This window comes from Streptomyces sp. NBC_00989, from assembly GCF_045162655.1.
Lineage (GTDB): Bacteria > Actinomycetota > Actinomycetes > Streptomycetales > Streptomycetaceae > Streptomyces.
On record NZ_CP108728.1, the window covers coordinates 11,095,236 to 11,113,034 of the forward strand.

Genomic DNA, 17,799 nt, shown 5'->3' on the forward strand with positions numbered 1-17,799 from the left:
CCCGTGAACGTCACACCGCCCACCTTCGAACACCACCGCGAACCCCTCGGCATCGGCGAGTCCGCTCCCCGCCTCAGCTGGCGCACGGTCACCGACACCGGGGACTGGCATCAGGCCGCCCACCAGGTGGAGATCACCGCCGCCGACGGCACGGTCCTCGCCGACACCGGACGCGTGGAGTCCAGCGCGTCCGTCCTCGTTCCCTGGCCGGGGCCGGACCTCGGCTCCCGGCAGCGTGTCGGCGTGCGCGTACGCGTCTGGGGCGACACCGAGGAGGAGCCATCGCCTTGGTCGGGGACGGCGTACGCCGAGACCGGACTCCTGGAACCGGCCGACTGGACGGCCCGCCCCATCACCCCGGACCCCATCACCCCCGCCGAGGAACCGCTCCCCGCGGCGCTGCTCCGTCGCGACTTCACCCTCACCGGTCCCGTCGCCTCCGCCCGGCTGTACATCACCGCGTACGGCGTCCACGAGGCCGAGATCAACGGCGAGCACGTGGGCGATCACGTCATGGCCCCGGGCTGGACCTCCTACCAACACCGCCTGCGCTACCAGACGTTCGACGTCACACCACTGCTACGAACGGGCGAGAACACCATCGGAGCCCTGCTCGGCGAGGGCTGGTACACCGGACGCCTCGGCTTCCACGGCGGCAGACGCGCCATCTACGGCGAACACCGCGCGCTCCTCGCCCAGTTGGAGATCGGCTACGCCGACGGCACGACGCAGACCGTGCGCACCGACGAACACTGGAGTACGACGACCGGTCCCGTGCTGCGTTCGGAGATCTACGACGGCGAGGCCTACGACGCGCGGCGGGAGCGGCCGGGGTGGTCGGCGCCAGGACACGAGGTGTCCTACTGGAAAAAGGTCACTGAACTGCCCTCCCCGCGAGCCGAGTTGGTGGCACCGACCGGTCCGCCCGTGCGACGCACGCAGACCGTCGCTCCGGTCGACGTCATCACGACGCCGTCCGGGAAGACCGTCCTGGACTTCGGGCAGAACCTGGTCGGCCGGCTACGCGTCCGCGTCTCGGGCCCCGCCGGCCACGAGATCACCCTGCGCCACGCCGAGGTGTTGGAACACGGCGAACTGAGCACGCGCCCCCTGCGGTTCGCCGCCGCCACCGACACGTACGTCCTGCGCGGCGAAGGCGTGGAGGGAGACGAGGACGAGGGGGGCGAGACCTACGAACCCCACTTCACCTTCCACGGCTTCAGATACGCCGAGATCGGGAACTGGCCCGGCCCGCTCGACCCCACCGACATCAAGGCGGTCGTACTCCACACGGACATGACCCGGACCGGCTGGTTCGAGTGCTCCGACCCCCTCGTCAACCGGCTGCACGAGAACGTCGTACAGGGCATGCGCGGCAACTTCCTCGACGTCCCCACGGACTGCCCGCAGCGCGACGAACGCATGGGCTGGACCGGCGACATCCAGGTCTTCGCGCCCACCGCGTCCTTCCTCCACGACTGCTCCGGCATGCTGGCCGGCTGGCTGCGCGACCTGTCCGCGGAGCAGTTGGCGCGACCGGACGGCGTGCCGTCCCTCGTCGTCCCCGACGTGCTGCCGGATGCCTTCCGGGACGCGGGGGCCCAGGCCGTGTGGGCCGACGTCGCGGTACTGCTGCCGTGGACCCTCTACCAGCGGTTCGGTGACCTTGAGGTGCTGCGCACCCAGTACCCGAGCATGCGGGCCTGGGGCGAGGCCACGATCCGGCTCGCCGCCGAGGGCGGCGGACTCTGGCGCCAGGACTTCCAACTCGGCGACTGGCTCGACCCGCAGGCCCCGCCGGACCGTCCGGGGGAGGCGCGGACCGACGGCGACCTCGTCGCCAACGCGTACGTCGTCCGTACCGCGGAGGTCCTTGCCGAGACCGCCCAACTCCTCTACGACGCCGGACACTTGGACGGCAAGGAGGACGACACCGCCCGTTTCCGTGCGCACGCCCGGGCCGTACGCGAACGCTTCGCCGACCAGTTCGTCACGCCGGACGGAAGACTGTCCTCGGACACTCAGACCGCGTACGCCTTGGCCATCGCCTTCTCGCTCCTGCCGACGGAGCGTCAACAGCGGGGCGCCGCCGAACGGTTGGCGCGGATCGTGCGCCGCGCGTCCTTCCGTATCGCCACCGGTTTCACGGGCACGCCACTGATCTGCGACGCCCTGTGCGCGGCGGGGGAACCCCGACTCGCCTACCGCATGCTCCTGGAGAAGGACTGCCCGTCGTGGCTCTACCCGGTGACCATGGGCGCCACCACCGTCTGGGAACGCTGGGACTCGATGCTGCCCGACGGCACCGTCAACCCCGGCGAGATGACCTCCTTCAACCACTACGCCCTCGGTGCCGTCGCCGACTGGCTGCACCGTACGGTCGCGGGACTCGCCGCCGCCGAACCCGGCTGGCGGCGACTGCGCGTCGCCCCGGTCCCAGGCGGCGACCTGACTTGGGCGAAGGCGGCCCACGACACCCCGTACGGCAGGGCCGAGGCGGGGTGGCGCATCGAGGGCGACGTCATCGTCGTGGACGCGCTGATCCCCGCGAACACGCGGGCCGAGGTCCAACTGCCGGACGGCAGCCCCCCGTTCGAGGTCGGCTCGGGACGCCACACCTTCCGATGCCCGTACGCCGCCCCGGCCTGGCCACCGACCGCGATCGGGTACCCGTGACCTGACCGGCGAGGCCGGGTCCTACACCCAGGCCGCACGTCCTCGCTCACCCGCGCTCCAGCGCGCTTGAAGTTTCAAACGGATTCGATCAGACTCTCGTTTGAGTTCAAACGATCCGTCTCGGGGATCTCGGGACTCTCTGCGTTCTGCCCGAGATCTTCCTCCCTGGAGTTGTCATGTCACTTGCCTCTGATGCCGTCGCCGTCCGCCGTGGTCCGCTCGTCGTGGCCGGAGGCGTGCTCGCCGCGATCGTGGTGGCCTGCGCGGCGGACACCGTGCTCGCCCAACTCGCCCTGGCCGCCGGCGCGCCCGACGACTTCCAGCCCCTGAAGGCGCCGTCGTACATCTTCCTGACGACGCTCGGAACAGTCGCGGGAGCCATCGGCTGGGCCATCCTGCGCAAGGTGTCGAAGGACCCCCAGGCGCTGGTGCGATGGCTGGTACCGACCCTCGTCGTGGTGTCCTTCGTCCCCGACTTCCTGCTCTACGGCGACGGCGGCGCGACCGGTGTCGGGGCGCTGCTCCTGATGCACGTGACGGTCGCGACGGCCGCCGTGGTCGCCTACCGCAAGGTGATGCCCCTGTCGTAGGGACACCGACGGCCACCGATGCGGTGGCCGCCGTCCGATTCGCTAAGCGGCTCCGACCGTCGAACGCCACAACTCCCCGGCCTCAGCCGCCGCCTCCGGCGCCACGAGCAGCAACGGCTCACCGTACGAAGGGAGTTGCGGCATGGCCACCGCGCCCGCCTCGGTCGCGATGAGCAGGGCGGGCAGACCGTCCACCGGGTGGAACTCGCCGATCGCGGCGGCCGTCGCCCGGCCCGCCGCCACCTGGACCAACGACAGTGCGGTCGAGCCCATGACGCGGGCCGTACAGTGCCGGTCGGCCAGTTGCGCGAGCAGCGCGTCCAGGCCCGGCCAGTGCGCGTGGGCCGCCCACTCTGTGAGGAACACATGGCCGGTGAGCGTGGTGTGGTCCGCCGCGTGGATCGAAGTCCCGTTCAAGTGCGCGCCCTTGCCCCGCACCGCCGTGAAGACCTCACCCCGCCACGGGTCCGCCACCAGGCCCAGCAGCGGGCTGCCGTCCGGCTCCGCCAGGCCAAGCGAGAAGGAGCACCAGCCAAGCCCGTGGGCGTAGTTGGTCGTTCCGTCCACCGGGTCGATCACCCAGTGCGGCGCGTCGTCCGATGTCCCCTCCTCGACGCCGTACTCCTCGCCGTCGATGCCCCAGTCGGGGAACTCCCGCCGCAGCACCGCCCGCACATGCCGCTCCACCGCCTCGTCCGTGTCCGTGACGATGTCGGCCGGGTTCGCCTTCTGCCGGACCGGACCCGCACCTCCTCGGTTCCCGCCACGAATCGCCTCCGTGGCCCACTCGGCCAACTCCACGGCCACCCGCAGAGCACCGTCCAGGTCATGTCCGTTCGGCACAGCTCTTCACCACCCCGTTCGCGTCGTTGCCAATGATCGCGTCCACACCCCAGGCGAGCAGTTCGGCGCGCCGCTCCGCGTCGTCCACCGTCCAGCGGCTCACCAGCACATCCCGCGCATGCCAGGCGGCCATGGTGAGGGTGGCGGCGCACAGCAGCGCGGCGGCGCTCCGGGCGTTCTGGTTCGGGGGCGGAACGCTCTGTCCCGGCGCACGATAGGCAGGGGTGCCGGTGAGGTTCGGGGACAACCGGATGAACGTGGACTTTTTTCGGGGCGACAGTTCGGCGGGCGGTGCCCAGGCGGGATGCGGTCGCCGGGGTTTCGTACTGGAGCAACTCGGCGCCGAGGCTGGCGTGTTGGGCGCCGGTGATGAGAACGGGTCTGTGGAGTAGGGGCCCTCAGGCATGCGGCGAGCGACGTGACGGTCGTGCCCTGGGCCGTGATGGCCTAGGCCGTCGGCAGCCCTAACCGTCCGTCGGGTGGAGAGCGGTGACGCCCGCGAGGACGAGGTCGATCCCGGCGAGGAACTGCTCGCGGTCGTCGTGCCCGCGTACCTGGTTCGCGACGGCCCGGGTGAACGGGTAGTCGTCGGGGTCGAGTTCTTCCCAGGCCGTCGACACGGCGTCCAGGAACTGGGCGCGGTCCGTGTCGGGCCCGAGAGCGCCGGCGCTCGCGGTGTTCGCGGCGTTCTGGCCGGCGGCGCCGAGGACGTAGTGCATCAATGCCGAGGTCGCGGTGAACCAGCCGGCCTCGGGCACACCCAGCGCGCGGATCTGTCGACCGATGCTCTCGAAGATCCGCGGTGCGACCGGCCCCCAGGGGCTGTGGGAGATCTGTGTCGCGAGCTGGGTGGCGAGCCACGGGTGTTCGTCGATCGCGTCGAACAGGCCGAGCGCGACGGCGCGGATCCCGTCCTGCGGTGCGTCCGGAGATCCGGCGGGCTCGACGGCCAGGGCCGCGGCGACGACGGCGTCGGTGGCGGCGGCGAGCAGCTCACCCTTGTTCGCCACGTGCCAGTAGATCGCCCCGGGCCCGGTGGACAGGCGCTCGGTCAACGCCCGGAACGTCAGCCCGTCCTCGCCGACCGCGTCGAGCAACTCGACGGCGGCCTCGACGATGCGCTCACGGGAGAGCGCCTCCGTGCGCCGCTGTGACCTGCCAGTCCGCGTTGCCATGCGGCCATCTTGACATATCTGGAGCGCCGTTCCAACAATGGAACGGCGTTCCAGAGAGGTCGGCCGGGGTTCACCGGACGGCCCGGATCCCGAAGGAGTCACCATGAACACGCACATCACGATCATCGGCGCAGGACTCGGCGGCCTCACTCTCGCCCGCGTCCTGCACGTCCACGGCATCCCGGCCACCGTCTACGAGGCGGAGCCCGCTCCGACCGCGCGAGCCCAGGGCGGGATGCTCGACATCCACGAGCACAACGGCCAGCCGGCCCTCGATGCGGCAGGCCTGACCGAGGAGTTCCGCGGCCTTGTGCTGGAGGGACGCGAGGCGACACGGGTCCTCGCCCCGGACGGGACCGTCCTGTTCGACGACGACAGCACGCGCGGACGCCCGGAGGTACTGCGCGGCGAACTGCGACGGATCCTGCTCGACTCGCTCCCGGCCGACACCGTCCGATGGGGCCACAAGGTCAACGGCGTCCGCGCCCTCGGCGAGGGCCGCCACGAGGTGACCTTCGCCGACGGCACCACCGTCACCACGAATCTCCTGGTCGGTGCGGACGGCGCATGGTCCCGGGTCCGACCGCTGTTGTCAGGCGCGGCACCCGAATACACCGGCAAGTCGTACGTCGAGACCTACCTGTACGACGCCGACACCCGCCACCCCGCCACGGCGAAAGCGGTCGGCGGCGGATCCCTGTTCGCGCTCGCACCGGGCAAGGGCATCCAGGCACACCGCGAGAACGGCGGCACCCTCCACACCTACGTGGCGCTGTCCAGGCCCCAGGACTGGTTCGCCGGCATCGACTTCACCGACTCCGCCACGGCGGCCAAGCGGACAGCGCGGGAATTCGACGGCTGGGCCCCCGAACTCACCGCCCTCATCACCGACAGCGACACCCCGTTGGTCCTGCGACCCCTCTACGCGCTCCCTATCCAGCACCGGTGGGACCGAGTACCCGGCGTCACCCTGCTCGGCGACGCCGCCCATCTCTCGGCGCCGAACGGGGAAGGTGCCAACCTCGCCATGTACGACGGCGCCGAACTCGGCAAGGCCCTCGCCGCGCACCCCGACGACCCCGAGACCGCCCTTGCGGCATACGAGCAGCCCCTCTTCCCCCGCAGTGCCGCGGCCGCAGCCGATGGCGCCGAGCTCAACGAGGTGCTCTTCGGCGACAACGCGCCGCACAGCCTGCTCGACATGTTCACCGGAAGCGAGGGGACCCACTGAGCTGCTCGCCTCGTGGCCCCAGGGACAGAAAACTCGCTCACTTCGGCAACTCGCTCATTTTGGCAGGTCGCTCACTTCGGCTGGTCGGCGCTGTCGAGGTGGCTGTGCAGGAATTCGGTGATGACGTTCGTGACGGTCGCGGACGACCAGGCAAGGGCGGCGTCCGAATCCGCGAGAACTCCGAAATCCCCGTGATTCGCCCCGGCCACGACATAGCGAGTGCTGTCCATGCCGGCGGTGAGAAGGGCCTGATGCACGTGCTGCGTCTGGGAGGAGGAGACGAGCGTGTCGTCGCTGCCGTGGAGGAGAAGGAACGGCGGTGCTGAAGCCGTGACGTAGGTTGCGGGATCCGCGGCACCGACCGCCTCGGGAATTTCCGAGAACAGTGCGCCTGCCTTGCCGACATAGGCCGAGAAATGCGTGGCCGTGCGCTCGTAGTGGAGTCGCGCCTCCTCGTCGAAGTCGTCGGCGATCGCCGAGAGCAGCGAGGTCCCGAAGGCGTCGACCACGGCCTGCACGGTCCCCGGTGAGAACGCGTCCGAGTCCCCGGAGAACTCGGGCAGGCCGTTGGTGACACCCGTCAGGGCTGCCACATGACCACCGGCTGATTCTCCCCAGACGGCAGCCGTACGCGGGTCGATACCGAAGTCGTCGGCATGCTGCCGCAGATGGACGAGAGCGGCCCGCACATCGTGGACGGAATCCAGGTAGGTACCACCGTCGGGTGCGACGCGGTATTCGACACTGGCGACGACAAAGCCCGATTCGGCGACGTGTCGACGCAAGTCGAACGCCATGGCCTTGTTGCAGCGAAGGAAAGCACCACCGGGAAGGAAGAGAACCAGCGGAAGCCGGTCTTCCGTCGCGGGCCGCAGAATGTCGGCTTTCAGATCACGCGACGCCCCGTTGGGCAGCTCCACGGTGCTGAGGATGACGTCGGGGCGGCTGTCGATGTCGACTGCGCCAAGGGTCATCTGCGGACTCGAACTGACATGCAGCAGGGTGCTGTCGGCGAGGTCGGACGGAGCGATGGTGGTGGCGACGGGCACGGGGAGCTTGGGAGCGGACGGCATCGCAGGTGTCATGTAGCGAGTTTGTCACTGTCGTAAAAAAGCATCAATAGACACGGAGGTGCTTCCTCCACTTCCGTGGATGCTCCGCTGACGTACGGCGGTCTCGGGGTTACGGCACCAGGACGATTCGACCCCTAAGGCCGCCCCGGGCGAGCTGGGCGTGGGCTTCGGCGGCCTGCGACAGGGGGTAGATCCGCGCGACGCGTGGCGTCAGTACGCCGACCTCGGCGAGCGCGGAAAGGTATGAGAGCCGGGTGGGTTCGGGGCCGGCGGCGGTGTGCCGTACGGCCACGCCCCGCTCCGGGGCCGGCAGCGTGTCGAAGCGCACGCTCACGAAGATGCCGCCGTCGCGGACGGCAGCCAGCGCGGGTGCTCCCAGCGCCGCCGCGTCGAGCACGCCGTCCACGCCCTCCGGCACGAACTGGCGTACCGCGTCGCTGAGTTCCTCGTCGCGCGACACGAACCAGGTGGCGCCATGGCTGCGGAGGAACTCCTCGTCCTCGGGCCGCCCCTGCGCCACGATCCGCACGCCCCGCGTCCGGGCCAGCTCGACGGCATAGCCGCCCACGGCACCGGCGGCGCCCGTGACGAGCAAGGTGTCGCGCGGGCGTAGCGGGAGGTGGTCCAGGGCCATCGAGGCGGTCATCGCGTTGAGGGGGATCGTCGCCGCGAGCGTCAGGTCCATGCCCTCGGGGGCGAGAGCGATGGAGTTGAGGTCGGTCACCAGGTACTCGGCCTGGGCCTTCGTGGGGCGCAGCACGGGAGCGTCGAACACGATGACCGGCGTTCCGACCTTCAGCAGGACACCCGCGCCGACCGCGTCGATCGTCCCGGCGGCGTCCAGACCGAGACCCGTGTACGCGACCTCTTCCGGCAACGCGAAGAACCCGGACCACACGGCGGCGTCGGCGGGGTTGAGCGCGGCGGCCGCGACCTTGACGCGGATCTCCAGGGGACCCGGTTCCGGGAGCGGGACCTCCAGGACCTCGACGGCTTCGGGTCCACCGGTCTTCTTGACGACTGCTGCGCGCATGATGTCCGCCATTCCGTTTGCGTATTCGAACACCACGAACGCTAGGCGGGTTACGATCGATTAGTAAGTAGGCACTTTAAAGTGCGTTACAGCCTGCGGGGTGGGGGTGACAGTCGTCGGTTGTCCGTCGTCACTGGTCGGCCTGCCGGGCGTCGTAGTGTGCTCGCGCCTCGTCGACCTCGTCGGTCTTCTCGGCGGCCCAGTCGCGCACCTGGGACAGCAGGCCGTACAGGCCTTGCCCGAGCGGGGTCAGCTCGTAGTCGACGCGTACCGGCACGGTCGGCGTGACCGTCCGTTTCACCATGCCGTCGCGTTCGAGCATGCGCAGTGTCTGGGTCAGCATCTTCTGGCTGACACCCGGGATCTCGCGGCTGATGTGGCTGTAGCGCATCGGGTCGCCGTAGGACCCGAGGGTGCACATCGTCAGGCTGACCCATCGGTTGCTGATCGTCGAGAGCAGGGCCACCGCGGGGCAGTCGTGCATGTACGCCTCGTATGTGCCGGGCTCGATCGAGCGCGTCTGCTTCGTCTTGGCGGCCATTGGTTTCTCCCGTCAGGAGCGCAACGCACTCAAGAGTGCCTACTTACCAATCGATCGTAACTCGCCTGCCGTTCGTGTCATTTGTGTCCATTCATGCCATCCAAGTCGTTCGCCTTCGCGAACGCCGGACGAACTTCGCCCCACCGGTCGAGTGATCGGCGGGGCGAAGTGGCGAAGCGGCGGAGTCAAGGACGACGACGGCGAGCCGGTCGGGAGTTCAGGCGCAGAGGACGCGTGTCTCCGGTGTGTAGACCGGGCCGGCGCTGGTGTTCGTCGAGTCGCTGAACTCGGAGTAGTAGTACGAGTAGAAGCCGATGTTGCCGTTGCAGCCCGAGTCCGCGGCGACCTGCAGGGTCAGCGTCACGGTCCGGCTCTGCCCGGGCGGGATGGTGGCGCCGTAGTCCGGGCCGAGGTCGGTGGGCCCGAGGCCGGTGCAGGGGGTGCTGCCGGTGTCCGTGGTCAGGGCGCAGTCGGTGAAGCTGTACTTGAGGTCGGGTCGCTGGGTGGTCAGCCAGGTGGGCTCGATCGTCTGGTAGACGAACAGGATGTCGTAGGTCTTGTTGTTGGTCAGCGTCATCGAGAGTCTCACCGCGCCGCCGGGGGTGGTGGTGGCGGTGTCGGTGGCGAAGGCCAGATCGGCGTCCGCCGCGCTCGCACTCGGGGCCAGGCCGAAGACGGCGAGGAGGAAACCGAGGACGGTGGCGAGACCCAGGCGTCTCATACGTGGTAATCGCATGGGCCGGGAGGCTAGGCGGGCCGCACGCAGGCCGTCTGCCCCACGGGGAGCGCCAGGATCGCGGATCGGCCGAATGCGCTTCTTGTGTGACAGCCGTGCGGCGAGTGCGTGGAGTGATCGATCGAGTCGCGTACGCGCACGGCATGGGGCGGGTGTGCGGGGTTCGCGCGGGCGGTCGCGCGGCTGCCGGATGCGGGACGACGGGCGCCGACATTGGCGTGATTCCTGACGCGTGGGATGCCGGAACGGGTCCCGTGGGCCGGGTGTTCTCGGGCGTTCGTCGATTTCTGGCCTCTGTGCGAGTGGGGGCGGGGTCCTGGGGAGGGTCGGAAGCGTGTCCAGGTTCGGCGGGTGCGCCGAATCGTTGACTATAACGAACGATGCGTTCAGTATCTCTCGCATAGTTCGGTATAGTGAACGCATGGTTCATTCGATCGCGGCTTCTCGGGTAGGCGGACAGACCAGCGCCTACCTCGACGACACCTACCTGGAGCAGGTCGACACGCGTGTGATCGCGGTCGGCGAGACGGACGGAGTGCCCTGGGCGGCCGTAGGGCACTGTCTGTTTCATCCGCAGGGCGGGGGACAGCCCGCCGACCGAGGGTGGCTGGAGGACGTGGAGGTCCTTCCGGTCCGGGAGCGGGAGTCGGGGCTGGTTGTGGCTACGGCGGCCGGGGGCGGCGGTCTTCCGGACCTCGCCGTGGGGGAGCCGGTGCGCGCCCGGATCGATCTGCCGGCCCGGATGCTGCATGCCGCGCTGCACACGGCCGGGCATCTCGTCGAGGCGGTCGGGCGGGCGCAGGGGTGGGAGATGGCCGGGAGCATTCACTTTCCCGGTCAGGCTCGGATCGAGTTCCAGGCGCCGCACGCGGACGCGCGGCTCGCCGACCCGGACGGGCGGGAGGAAGTGACCGCCGTGCTGCGCGCCGCGGTGGCGGCCGCCGTCGCCGATGATCTGCCGGTCTCCGCGCGGTACCTCCCGGACGGGCGGCGCATGGTGCATCTCGACGCGCTGCACTCCGCGCCGTGCGGCGGCACGCATGTGCGCAGCCTCGGGGACCTGGCCGACGTGGTGCTGCCGACCCTGAAGGTCAAGAAGGGCCGCATCCGCGTGTCCTACGCCGCTACCCACCGGAGCCGTTGATGACGCCCCCGCCGTCCGGCCGTCGGCCGGTGAGCAGCACCGCCGCCGCTGTCGGCGCGAAGATCCGGCTGCGCCGTCAGCAGCGCGGGATGAGCGCCGCGGAGATGGCCCGGCGCGCCGGGCTGAGCAAGGCCACGCTGTCGCAGTTGGAGGCCGGGAACGGCAATCCCACGATCGACACCCTGGACGCGATCGCGATCGCCCTGCGCATCCCGATCGCCGACCTGCTGGCGCGCGACGCCGACACCGGGCCGGTGTTCCGGCCGGGCACGGACATCGAACCCGGCGAAGTCTCCCGGGAGTTGCTGCGCCGGATCAGCAGCGGCAACAGCCTGGAGATCTGGCGGCTGCGCATTCCGCCGGAGACGGAGCTGGCCGGCGTACCGCACGCCACCGGCACGATCGAGCACCTGCTCATCGCCACCGGGCACGTCACCGCCGGTCCCGTCGACGCACCGGAGGATCTGGGCCCCGGCGACATGCTCGCGTTCGCCGGAGACGCCCCGCACTTCTACCGGACCGGTGCCGAGGAGGTCGACATCACCGTCGTCTTCGCCTCTCCCATCAGCACCTGAGGCCATCAGCATCTGAGGCTCAGCACCTGTGGCTCAGCACCTGAGACACCGTCAACAGCCAATACCTCACCAGTACTTGAGACCGAGGAACCCCCTCTCATGAGCACCTCCGCCATCGCCACCACGCCTTCCGGCCGCGCCTTCATCAGCGACAACATGGCCGGAGCGTCCCCGGAGATAGCCCGCGCCGTCGCCGACGCGGCAGCCGGGCAGGTCCTGCCGTACGGCAACGACCCCTTCACCGACAGCGCCCGCCGCAGGCTCGGTGAGATCTTCGAGCGGGACGTCGACGTCTTCCCCGTCTCCACCGGGTCCGCCGCGAACGGCCTGAGCCTGGCCGCCCTCACGCCGCCGTGGGGGAGCGTGCTCTCCCACCCGGACAGCCACATCAACACCGACGAATGCGGTGCTCCGGAGTTCTTCACCAACGGGGCCAAGCTCGTCGGTGTGCCGGGCCCCGACAGCAAGATCGACCCCGCCGCGCTGCGGACGGCGGTGCGTCGCCGGGCCGGTGACGTGCACAGTGTGCAGCCGTCCGCGGTGAGCATCAGCCAGGCCACCGAGAGCGGCAGCGTCTACGCCCTGGAGGAGATCCGCGAACTGTCCGCCATCGCCAAGGACGCGGGGCTGCGGGTCCACATGGACGGGGCGCGCTTCGCCAACGCGCTGGTCCAACTCGGCACCACCCCGGCCGAGATGACGTGGAAGGCCGGTGTCGACGTGCTGTCCTTCGGCGCCACCAAGAACGGCGCGATGACCGCCGACGCCATCGTCTCCTTCGACCCCGCACTCGCCGCCGAACTCGCCTTCCGCGCCAAGCGCGCGGGGCAGCTCGCCTCCAAGATGCGCTTCAACACGGCCCAGATCGACGCGTATCTCGCCGACGGTCTCTGGCTGCGCAACGCCCGCCAGGCCAACGCGATGGCCGCCCGGCTCAGCGAGGGCCTCAAGTCCATCGCCGGGGCAGGCCTGTTGGCGATCCCGCAGGCCAACATCCTTTTCTGCCGACTGCCCCAGCAGGTCACCGAAGGCCTCCTCGCCGAGGGCTACGCCTTCTACCACGACCGCTGGGAGCCGGGCATCGTCCGCTTCGTCACCGCCTTCTCGCACAGGGCCGACGACATCGACCAACTCCTCGACGCGGTCCGCCGTCACACCCGTTGAGGGTGTTCCTGCGAACCGCGCGGAACCGGCCGGTCGGTGAGACGCCGGTGAAGGAGGAGAGGGGCGTGTCCGTGTGCGCCGGTGTCAGGTGGTGACGAGCGGCTTGATCTGCGGCGTGAGCGTCGGGCGGGGCGCGTGGAGGTTCCTGGTGACCTCGGTCAGGTCGGCGATGAACATGCCCGCGAGTTCGGCGGTGAACCCGGTGCGCACCACCAGGCGCAGGACGGAGACGTCCTGGCAGGGGGCGGGGAAGCTGTACGCGGGCAGATGCCAGCCGCGGGCCCGCATCGCGTGGGAGATGTCGAACACCGTGAAGCCCCGCGTGCCGGGGGTCAACCGGAAGGCGAACGCCGGGAGTTCGGAACCGTCCGTGACCAACTCGTAGGGCGCGATGGTCCGGATGCGCGCGGCGAGTGCGCGGGCCGTGGAGCTGCTCTGGGACGCCAGATTGCGCAGCCCTTCGAAGCCGTAGCGGAGGAAGCTGTAGTACTGCGCGACGACGTGCGCGCCCGGCCGGGAGAAGTTGAGGGTGAAGCTGGGGGAGCTGCCGCCGAGGTAGTCGACCTCGAACACCAGGTCGTCGGGGAGGGCTTCGGCGTTGCGCCACAGGGCCCAGCCCAGGCCGGGGAAGACGTGCCCGTACTTGTGCCCCGAGGTGTTGATGGAGGCGACGCGTTCGAGCTGGAAGTCCCACATGAGGCCCGGATCGAGGAACGGGGCGACCATCGCGCCGGACGCGCCGTCGACATGCACCGGGATGTCGGTGCCCGTGGCGGCCTGGTAGCCGTCCAGGGCCATGCAGATGTCCGCGACGGGCTCGTAGGAGCCGTCGAACGTGGACCCGAGGATCGTCACGACACCGATGGTGTTGTCGTCGCAGTAGGCGGTGAGCGTGTCGGCCGTGAGGTGGTAGCGGCCCGGTTCCATCGGGACGTAACGCGGCTCCACCTCGAAGTAGTTGGCGAACTTCTTCCAGCACACCTGGACGTTCGCGCCCATCACGATGTTCGGGCGCGCGGTGTCCTTGCCCTGGGCGCGACGGCGTTCCTGCCAGCGGCGCTTGAGCGCGAGCCCGCCGAGCATGGCGGCCTCGCTGGAACCCGTGGTCGAGCAGCCGCGGACCTCCTCCGCGTGCGGCGCGTGCCAGAGCCGGGCGAGCATCCGTACGCAGCGCTCCTCCATCGCCGTGATCTGCGGGTACTCGGCGCGGTCGGCGAGGTTCTTCTCGGCGGTCTCCGCCATCAACTCCCTTGCCTGCGGCTCCATCCAGGTCGTCACGAAGGTGGCGAGGTTGAGGCGCGCGTTGCCGTCGAGCATCAGCTCGTCACGTACGCGGCGGCAGACCAGATCGGGCTCCGACGCGAACTCGGGCAGCTCGTCGACGGGCTGGAGGAGGTCGACGGCCGGTGGGAGGCCGCCGCCGCGGGAAACGGTCAGGGTGTCGAACTCGGCTTCGGGCATGACGTCGGTATGCGGGATGGGCATGAGTGTCTGGATGCCTTTCTGGTCCGTGCGGCCCCGTGCACTCCGACGCTAGATCGCCGAGCGGTGCGGCGTATGTGGCGATTACACCGATCCAGTGATCGATTTGCGGACTGATGAACTGGATTTTCCCTTGTACGTACTGGGCATTACTTTTCGCAGGGCAGATCTTGATCACCGGTGGGGATCTGACCAGGTTCTTCCGCTCACCGGGACCCGGGCTGCTTGTCCGGACGGGGTCCCGCGCTGGCGTAGTACCCGTCCCGTGCCTGCTTGACGCGATCCCGGGGGGTGCCTTGCTGGGCTCCGGCCAGGTTCAACGGCGGACACAGGCCGGCGATCAGTTCCGTCTCCAGGGGGACCGGGTCGGCCTGCTCGCTCCAGGTGAGTGCCAGGTGTTGTTGCATCCAGTCGGTGAGGCGCTGTTCGTCCTCGTGGATCAGGACGACGCGGTCGGTCCACGTGGTGCGATAGCCCTCGGTGGCCATGAGGAGTCCGGCGAGGGTGCGGCGCAGGGTGGAGCGCCCGGAATCCCGCAGGTGGTACGAGGCGATCCGGGAGCGCAAGCGGCTCGCCTTGCCCAGGTAGAGCAGTCGCCATCCGGAATCACCCGAGTTGAGCGGCCCTGAGAAGGGGGCCAGGACCTCGGGCGGCGCCCACCAGGCGTACAGGCCCGAGGCCGCGGGCAGTGCGGGGACCGCGGCGCTCAAGGTGCGAGGCGCGGACAGCAGGTCGGCGGTGGCCTGCCGGACCGTTGGAGCATCGAGCATGGGCGCAGCCTAGGCGCAGCGGGTGTCGACGGTCACCCGAATCCCCACCAGGAGCGCCGGCTTCCCCGCCCGGGGACCGGCAACCGCCGGTCGGGCGAGCTGCGGGTTTCGGGTTGCGGGTTGCGCAAGAAACGCCAAAGACGCCCGCTTTGTCTGCGGCCGCCTTCGTCAGGGTTCGCGCGCCGGCGCGGAGCCGGCCGAGGTGCCCCTCCGGGCGGGAACAGTGTGGAGGTTCTCCTGTCCCCGCCCGCGAAGTGTCACCAAGGCCGGCGCAGCGCGGCATTCAGTACTGCTCGGTCTCCACGAAGCCCGCGTCCACGTCGTCGTCGACGCCGTAGGTCTCGGCAGCGGCGGAGAGGTTCAGTCCGGGCGGGCTGTCCTTGAGGCCGAGGCCCATGCCGGCCAGCTTCTCCTTGACCTCGTCGATGGACTTCGCACCGAAGTTGCGGATGTCCATCAGGTCGGCCTCGGAACGCGCCAGGAGCTCGCCCACGGAGTGGACGCCCTCACGCTTGAGGCAGTTGTACGACCGAACGGTGAGCTCCAGCTCCTCGATCGGCAGGGCGAGATCGGCGGCAAGGGCGGCGTCCGTCGGGGACGGACCCATGTCGATGCCCTCGGCGTCGATGTTGAGCTCACGCGCCAGACCGAACAGCTCCACCAGGGTCTTGCCGGCGGACGCCATGGCGTCACGGGGACGCATGGCCTGCTTGGTCTCGACGTCGACGATCAGCTTGTCGAAGTCGGTGCGCTGCTCGACACGGGTCGCCTCGACCTTGTACGTGACCTTCAGCACGGGCGAGTAGATCGAGTCGACCGGGATGCGCCCGATCTCCTGACCGACCTGCTTGTTCTGTACGGCGGAGACGTAGCCGCGACCGCGCTCGACGGTCAGCTCCATCTCCAGCTTGCCCTTGCCGTTGAGCGTGGCGAGGACGAGGTCGGGGTTGTGCACCTCGACACCGGCCGGGGGCGCGATGTCGGCGGCGGTGACCAGACCAGGGCCCTGCTTGCGCAGGTACATCACGACAGGCTCGTCCTGCTCACTGCTGACGACGAGCTGCTTGATGTTGAGGATCAGGTCGGTGACGTCCTCCTTGACGCCCGGCACGGTGGTGAACTCGTGCAGCACTCCGTCGATACGGATGGACGTGACGGCCGCACCCGGGATCGAGGAGAGGAGCGTACGACGCAGGGAGTTGCCAAGGGTGTAGCCGAAGCCCGGCTCCAGCGGCTCGATCACGAACCGGGAGCGGAACTCGTCGACGACCTCTTCGGTCAACGAGGGGCGCTGAGCGATCAGCATGCGGTGTTGCCTCCAGTGGTTTGGCGCCCGCTATGTGACGCCGTAGACAACACGAAGAGTACGGGGCGGCAGGGCCGATACGGTCTCCGCCGTGGCCGAACCGCCCGTCTCCCCGACCCGGCGAGGAGGCTTTGGGCGATTTGCTTCCGCCCGCCGCCCCCGTAACCACTTCGGTCTTGCCCGCGTCCAGCACTCGGGCGCGCGGGGCGTCCGGGCAGGGATACGGGGCCGGGATCGGATCGTGTCGTGATCATGGAGTATATGCAGCGCCGGGATCGCGACGACCGGAGCGGGGTCGTGCGGAGCGGTACGGGACGGGCGAACTGGGCGGGACGATGCCGGGTGTGACGGGGGAGACAGACGGGACGGTGCCTGGTCACCCGGTGCCGCGCGACCAGGCGGCCCACAGACGGGCGTAGATCCCGCCGGTCGACCGCAGCTCGTCGGGCCGCCCACGCTGGATGGCCCTGCCGTCGTCCATCACCACCACGACGTCGGCGGTGGCCGCCTGGGACAGCCGGTGGGCGACCACCACCGCGGTACGGCCCTCGGTCGCGGCGAGGGCTGCCCGGTCGAGGGCCTGGGCGGTGTCGCTGCCGCCCTCCGCCGTGGCCTCGTCCATGACGACCACCTCCGGATCGAGCAACAGGACGCGGGCCAGGGCGAGTTGCTGTATCCGGCGCGGGGTGAGACCGACGCCTCAGGTGCCGACGGCGGTGTCGATGCCGTCCGGGAGCGCGTCGATCCACCCCGTCGCGCCCACGACGGCGAGCGCGGCGGCGAGGTCCGACGCCGAGGCGTCACGCCGGGCGAGCCGGAGGTTGTCCGCGACGGTTCCGAGGAACAGGTGGTGTTCCTGGGTCACCAGCATGATCCGGCGCCGCCCGTCCGGCGTGGGGGCGGCCAGGCCGGCGGTGTCGGTGCCGCCGAGGGTGACCCGTCCCGAGGACGGGAGGCGCAGGGCCGCGATGAGACTCGCCAGCGTGGACTTGCCCGAGCCCGTGGCGCCGACGATCGCCAGCCGCTGTCCGGCGCCCAGCTCCAGGTCGACGCCGTGCAGCACGTCCGGGCCGGTGCCGTAGCGGTGGTGGACGTCGTGCACCACAAGTGCCGTTCCCGGATGGCTGATCGGGCCCTGCGGGCGTTCGTCCGACGCGGGGCCGCCGAGCGTGACGCCGACGATCCTTGCGAGGCCGGCCGCCGCCTGCTGCACACTGTCGAATCTGCCGAGCATCGTGTTGACCGGATCGAACAGGCCCACGAAGAACAGCGCGGCCGTCGTCGCCGCGCCCGCGTCGGCCGACCCCGAGTGCACCAGGGCGTACGCCGCGACCAGCACCGCGCTCAGGCCGAGGAGTTCGGCGCCGTTGAGCCGGCCGTAGAACCGGGTCGCCGTGTGCGTGGCCCGCGGTTCGTACGTCATCGTCTCCGCCGAGGCCGCTTCCACCCGGGCGTGCCGG

Annotated in this window: 18 protein-coding genes; 6 read left to right on the forward strand and 12 right to left on the reverse strand. The window is 70.0% G+C overall.

Annotated features, from left to right (window positions below; genetic code table 11):
• Nucleotides 1-3: 3 nt before the first annotated feature.
• Nucleotides 4-2,676 (forward strand): family 78 glycoside hydrolase catalytic domain, encoded by a 2,673-nt coding sequence (locus OG714_RS50040; protein ID WP_406131158.1) that lies wholly within the window; start codon nucleotides 4-6, stop codon nucleotides 2,674-2,676.
• A gap of 176 nt (nucleotides 2,677-2,852) precedes the next feature.
• Nucleotides 2,853-3,266 carry a DUF6069 family protein gene (locus OG714_RS50045; protein ID WP_406131159.1) on the forward strand — a complete coding sequence of 138 codons (414 nt, stop codon included), beginning with the start codon at nucleotides 2,853-2,855 and terminating at the stop codon, nucleotides 3,264-3,266.
• Nucleotides 3,267-3,308: 42 nt separating this feature from the next.
• Here OG714_RS50045 and OG714_RS50050 read toward each other — a convergent pair whose 3' ends face one another.
• The 3 genes from OG714_RS50050 to OG714_RS50060 all read right to left on the reverse strand — a co-directional run bounded on the left by OG714_RS50050 (nucleotide 3,309) and on the right by OG714_RS50060 (nucleotide 5,284).
• Nucleotides 3,309-4,109, reverse strand: a complete 801-nt coding sequence (locus OG714_RS50050; RefSeq protein ID WP_406131160.1) for an inositol monophosphatase family protein — start codon at nucleotides 4,107-4,109, stop codon at nucleotides 3,309-3,311.
• Nucleotides 4,093-4,356: a hypothetical protein gene (locus tag OG714_RS50055; RefSeq protein ID WP_406131161.1), complete on the reverse strand. Its 264-nt coding sequence runs from the start codon at nucleotides 4,354-4,356 to the stop codon at nucleotides 4,093-4,095. The genes OG714_RS50050 and OG714_RS50055 overlap by 17 nt, the downstream gene beginning before the upstream one ends.
• 217 nt (nucleotides 4,357-4,573) lie before the next feature.
• The gene (locus OG714_RS50060) at nucleotides 4,574-5,284 is read right to left on the reverse strand and encodes a TetR/AcrR family transcriptional regulator (RefSeq protein WP_406131162.1); all 711 of its coding nucleotides are present in this window, start codon (nucleotides 5,282-5,284) and stop codon (nucleotides 4,574-4,576) included.
• 103 nt (nucleotides 5,285-5,387) lie between these two features.
• On the opposite strand from OG714_RS50060, the gene OG714_RS50065 reads away from it, so the two are divergent.
• Nucleotides 5,388-6,515: an FAD-dependent oxidoreductase gene (locus OG714_RS50065; protein ID WP_406131163.1), complete on the forward strand. Its 1,128-nt coding sequence runs from the start codon at nucleotides 5,388-5,390 to the stop codon at nucleotides 6,513-6,515.
• A gap of 71 nt (nucleotides 6,516-6,586) precedes the next feature.
• Here OG714_RS50065 and OG714_RS50070 read toward each other — a convergent pair whose 3' ends face one another.
• The 4 genes from OG714_RS50070 to OG714_RS50085 form a co-directional block, all read right to left on the reverse strand.
• Nucleotides 6,587-7,564, reverse strand: coding sequence for an alpha/beta hydrolase fold domain-containing protein (locus tag OG714_RS50070; protein ID WP_406131164.1), 978 nt, complete (start codon nucleotides 7,562-7,564; stop codon nucleotides 6,587-6,589).
• Nucleotides 7,565-7,697: 133 nt separating this feature from the next.
• The gene (locus tag OG714_RS50075; RefSeq protein WP_406131165.1) at nucleotides 7,698-8,621 is read right to left on the reverse strand and encodes an NADP-dependent oxidoreductase; all 924 of its coding nucleotides are present in this window, start codon (nucleotides 8,619-8,621) and stop codon (nucleotides 7,698-7,700) included.
• A 130-nt stretch (nucleotides 8,622-8,751) separates the two neighbouring features.
• The gene (locus OG714_RS50080; RefSeq protein WP_406131166.1) at nucleotides 8,752-9,162 is read right to left on the reverse strand and encodes a winged helix-turn-helix transcriptional regulator; all 411 of its coding nucleotides are present in this window, start codon (nucleotides 9,160-9,162) and stop codon (nucleotides 8,752-8,754) included.
• A gap of 217 nt (nucleotides 9,163-9,379) precedes the next feature.
• Nucleotides 9,380-9,883, reverse strand: a complete 504-nt coding sequence (locus tag OG714_RS50085; protein ID WP_406131167.1) for a hypothetical protein — start codon at nucleotides 9,881-9,883, stop codon at nucleotides 9,380-9,382.
• Between the two features lie 436 nt (nucleotides 9,884-10,319).
• Between OG714_RS50085 and OG714_RS50090 the strand changes: the two genes are divergently transcribed.
• The 3 genes from OG714_RS50090 to OG714_RS50100 all read left to right on the forward strand — a co-directional run bounded on the left by OG714_RS50090 (nucleotide 10,320) and on the right by OG714_RS50100 (nucleotide 12,781).
• Nucleotides 10,320-11,042: a metal-dependent hydrolase gene (locus OG714_RS50090; protein WP_406131168.1), complete on the forward strand. Its 723-nt coding sequence runs from the start codon at nucleotides 10,320-10,322 to the stop codon at nucleotides 11,040-11,042.
• Nucleotides 11,042-11,617 (forward strand): helix-turn-helix domain-containing protein, encoded by a 576-nt coding sequence (locus OG714_RS50095; protein WP_019056220.1) that lies wholly within the window; start codon nucleotides 11,042-11,044, stop codon nucleotides 11,615-11,617. Before OG714_RS50090 ends, OG714_RS50095 begins: the two co-directional genes overlap by 1 nt.
• 99 nt (nucleotides 11,618-11,716) lie before the next feature.
• Nucleotides 11,717-12,781, forward strand: coding sequence for a threonine aldolase family protein (locus tag OG714_RS50100; protein ID WP_406131169.1), 1,065 nt, complete (start codon nucleotides 11,717-11,719; stop codon nucleotides 12,779-12,781).
• A gap of 84 nt (nucleotides 12,782-12,865) precedes the next feature.
• On the opposite strand, the gene OG714_RS50105 is transcribed toward OG714_RS50100, so the two are convergent.
• From OG714_RS50105 to OG714_RS50125, 5 genes are all read right to left on the reverse strand, one after another.
• Nucleotides 12,866-14,266, reverse strand: coding sequence for a glutamate decarboxylase (locus tag OG714_RS50105; RefSeq protein ID WP_406131170.1), 1,401 nt, complete (start codon nucleotides 14,264-14,266; stop codon nucleotides 12,866-12,868).
• A gap of 203 nt (nucleotides 14,267-14,469) precedes the next feature.
• The gene (locus tag OG714_RS50110) at nucleotides 14,470-15,033 is read right to left on the reverse strand and encodes a GIY-YIG nuclease family protein (protein ID WP_406131171.1); all 564 of its coding nucleotides are present in this window, start codon (nucleotides 15,031-15,033) and stop codon (nucleotides 14,470-14,472) included.
• Between the two features lie 283 nt (nucleotides 15,034-15,316).
• Complete coding sequence (locus OG714_RS50115; RefSeq protein ID WP_406131172.1) at nucleotides 15,317-16,339, reverse strand: DNA-directed RNA polymerase subunit alpha; 1,023 nt, start codon at nucleotides 16,337-16,339, stop codon at nucleotides 15,317-15,319.
• A 376-nt stretch (nucleotides 16,340-16,715) separates the two neighbouring features.
• Entirely contained in the window at nucleotides 16,716-16,961 is a 246-nt protein-coding gene (locus OG714_RS50120; RefSeq protein ID WP_406131173.1) for a hypothetical protein, read from the reverse strand.
• Between the two features lie 78 nt (nucleotides 16,962-17,039).
• Complete coding sequence (locus tag OG714_RS50125; protein WP_406131174.1) at nucleotides 17,040-17,762, reverse strand: ATP-binding cassette domain-containing protein; 723 nt, start codon at nucleotides 17,760-17,762, stop codon at nucleotides 17,040-17,042.
• Nucleotides 17,763-17,799: the final 37 nt, after the last annotated feature.

What these genes read in the sequence shown, in the direction of transcription:
- OG714_RS50045 (WP_406131159.1), top strand. Translation starts at nt 2,853, where the DNA reads ATGTCACTTGCCTCTGATGCCGTCGCCGTCCGCCGTGGTCCGCTCGTC.
- OG714_RS50060 (WP_406131162.1), bottom strand. Translation starts at nt 5,284, where the DNA reads ATGGCAACGCGGACTGGCAGGTCACAGCGGCGCACGGAGGCGCTCTCC.
- OG714_RS50065 (WP_406131163.1), top strand. Translation starts at nt 5,388, where the DNA reads ATGAACACGCACATCACGATCATCGGCGCAGGACTCGGCGGCCTCACT.
- OG714_RS50075 (WP_406131165.1), bottom strand. Translation starts at nt 8,621, where the DNA reads ATGCGCGCAGCAGTCGTCAAGAAGACCGGTGGACCCGAAGCCGTCGAG.
- OG714_RS50080 (WP_406131166.1), bottom strand. Translation starts at nt 9,162, where the DNA reads ATGGCCGCCAAGACGAAGCAGACGCGCTCGATCGAGCCCGGCACATAC.
- OG714_RS50085 (WP_406131167.1), bottom strand. Translation starts at nt 9,883, where the DNA reads ATGAGACGCCTGGGTCTCGCCACCGTCCTCGGTTTCCTCCTCGCCGTC.
- OG714_RS50090 (WP_406131168.1), top strand. Translation starts at nt 10,320, where the DNA reads ATGGTTCATTCGATCGCGGCTTCTCGGGTAGGCGGACAGACCAGCGCC.
- OG714_RS50095 (WP_019056220.1), top strand. Translation starts at nt 11,042, where the DNA reads ATGACGCCCCCGCCGTCCGGCCGTCGGCCGGTGAGCAGCACCGCCGCC.
- OG714_RS50100 (WP_406131169.1), top strand. Translation starts at nt 11,717, where the DNA reads ATGAGCACCTCCGCCATCGCCACCACGCCTTCCGGCCGCGCCTTCATC.
- OG714_RS50105 (WP_406131170.1), bottom strand. Translation starts at nt 14,266, where the DNA reads ATGCCCATCCCGCATACCGACGTCATGCCCGAAGCCGAGTTCGACACC.
- OG714_RS50110 (WP_406131171.1), bottom strand. Translation starts at nt 15,033, where the DNA reads ATGCTCGATGCTCCAACGGTCCGGCAGGCCACCGCCGACCTGCTGTCC.
- OG714_RS50115 (WP_406131172.1), bottom strand. Translation starts at nt 16,339, where the DNA reads ATGCTGATCGCTCAGCGCCCCTCGTTGACCGAAGAGGTCGTCGACGAG.
- OG714_RS50120 (WP_406131173.1), bottom strand. Translation starts at nt 16,961, where the DNA reads ATGGACGAGGCCACGGCGGAGGGCGGCAGCGACACCGCCCAGGCCCTC.
- OG714_RS50125 (WP_406131174.1), bottom strand. Translation starts at nt 17,762, where the DNA reads ATGACGTACGAACCGCGGGCCACGCACACGGCGACCCGGTTCTACGGC.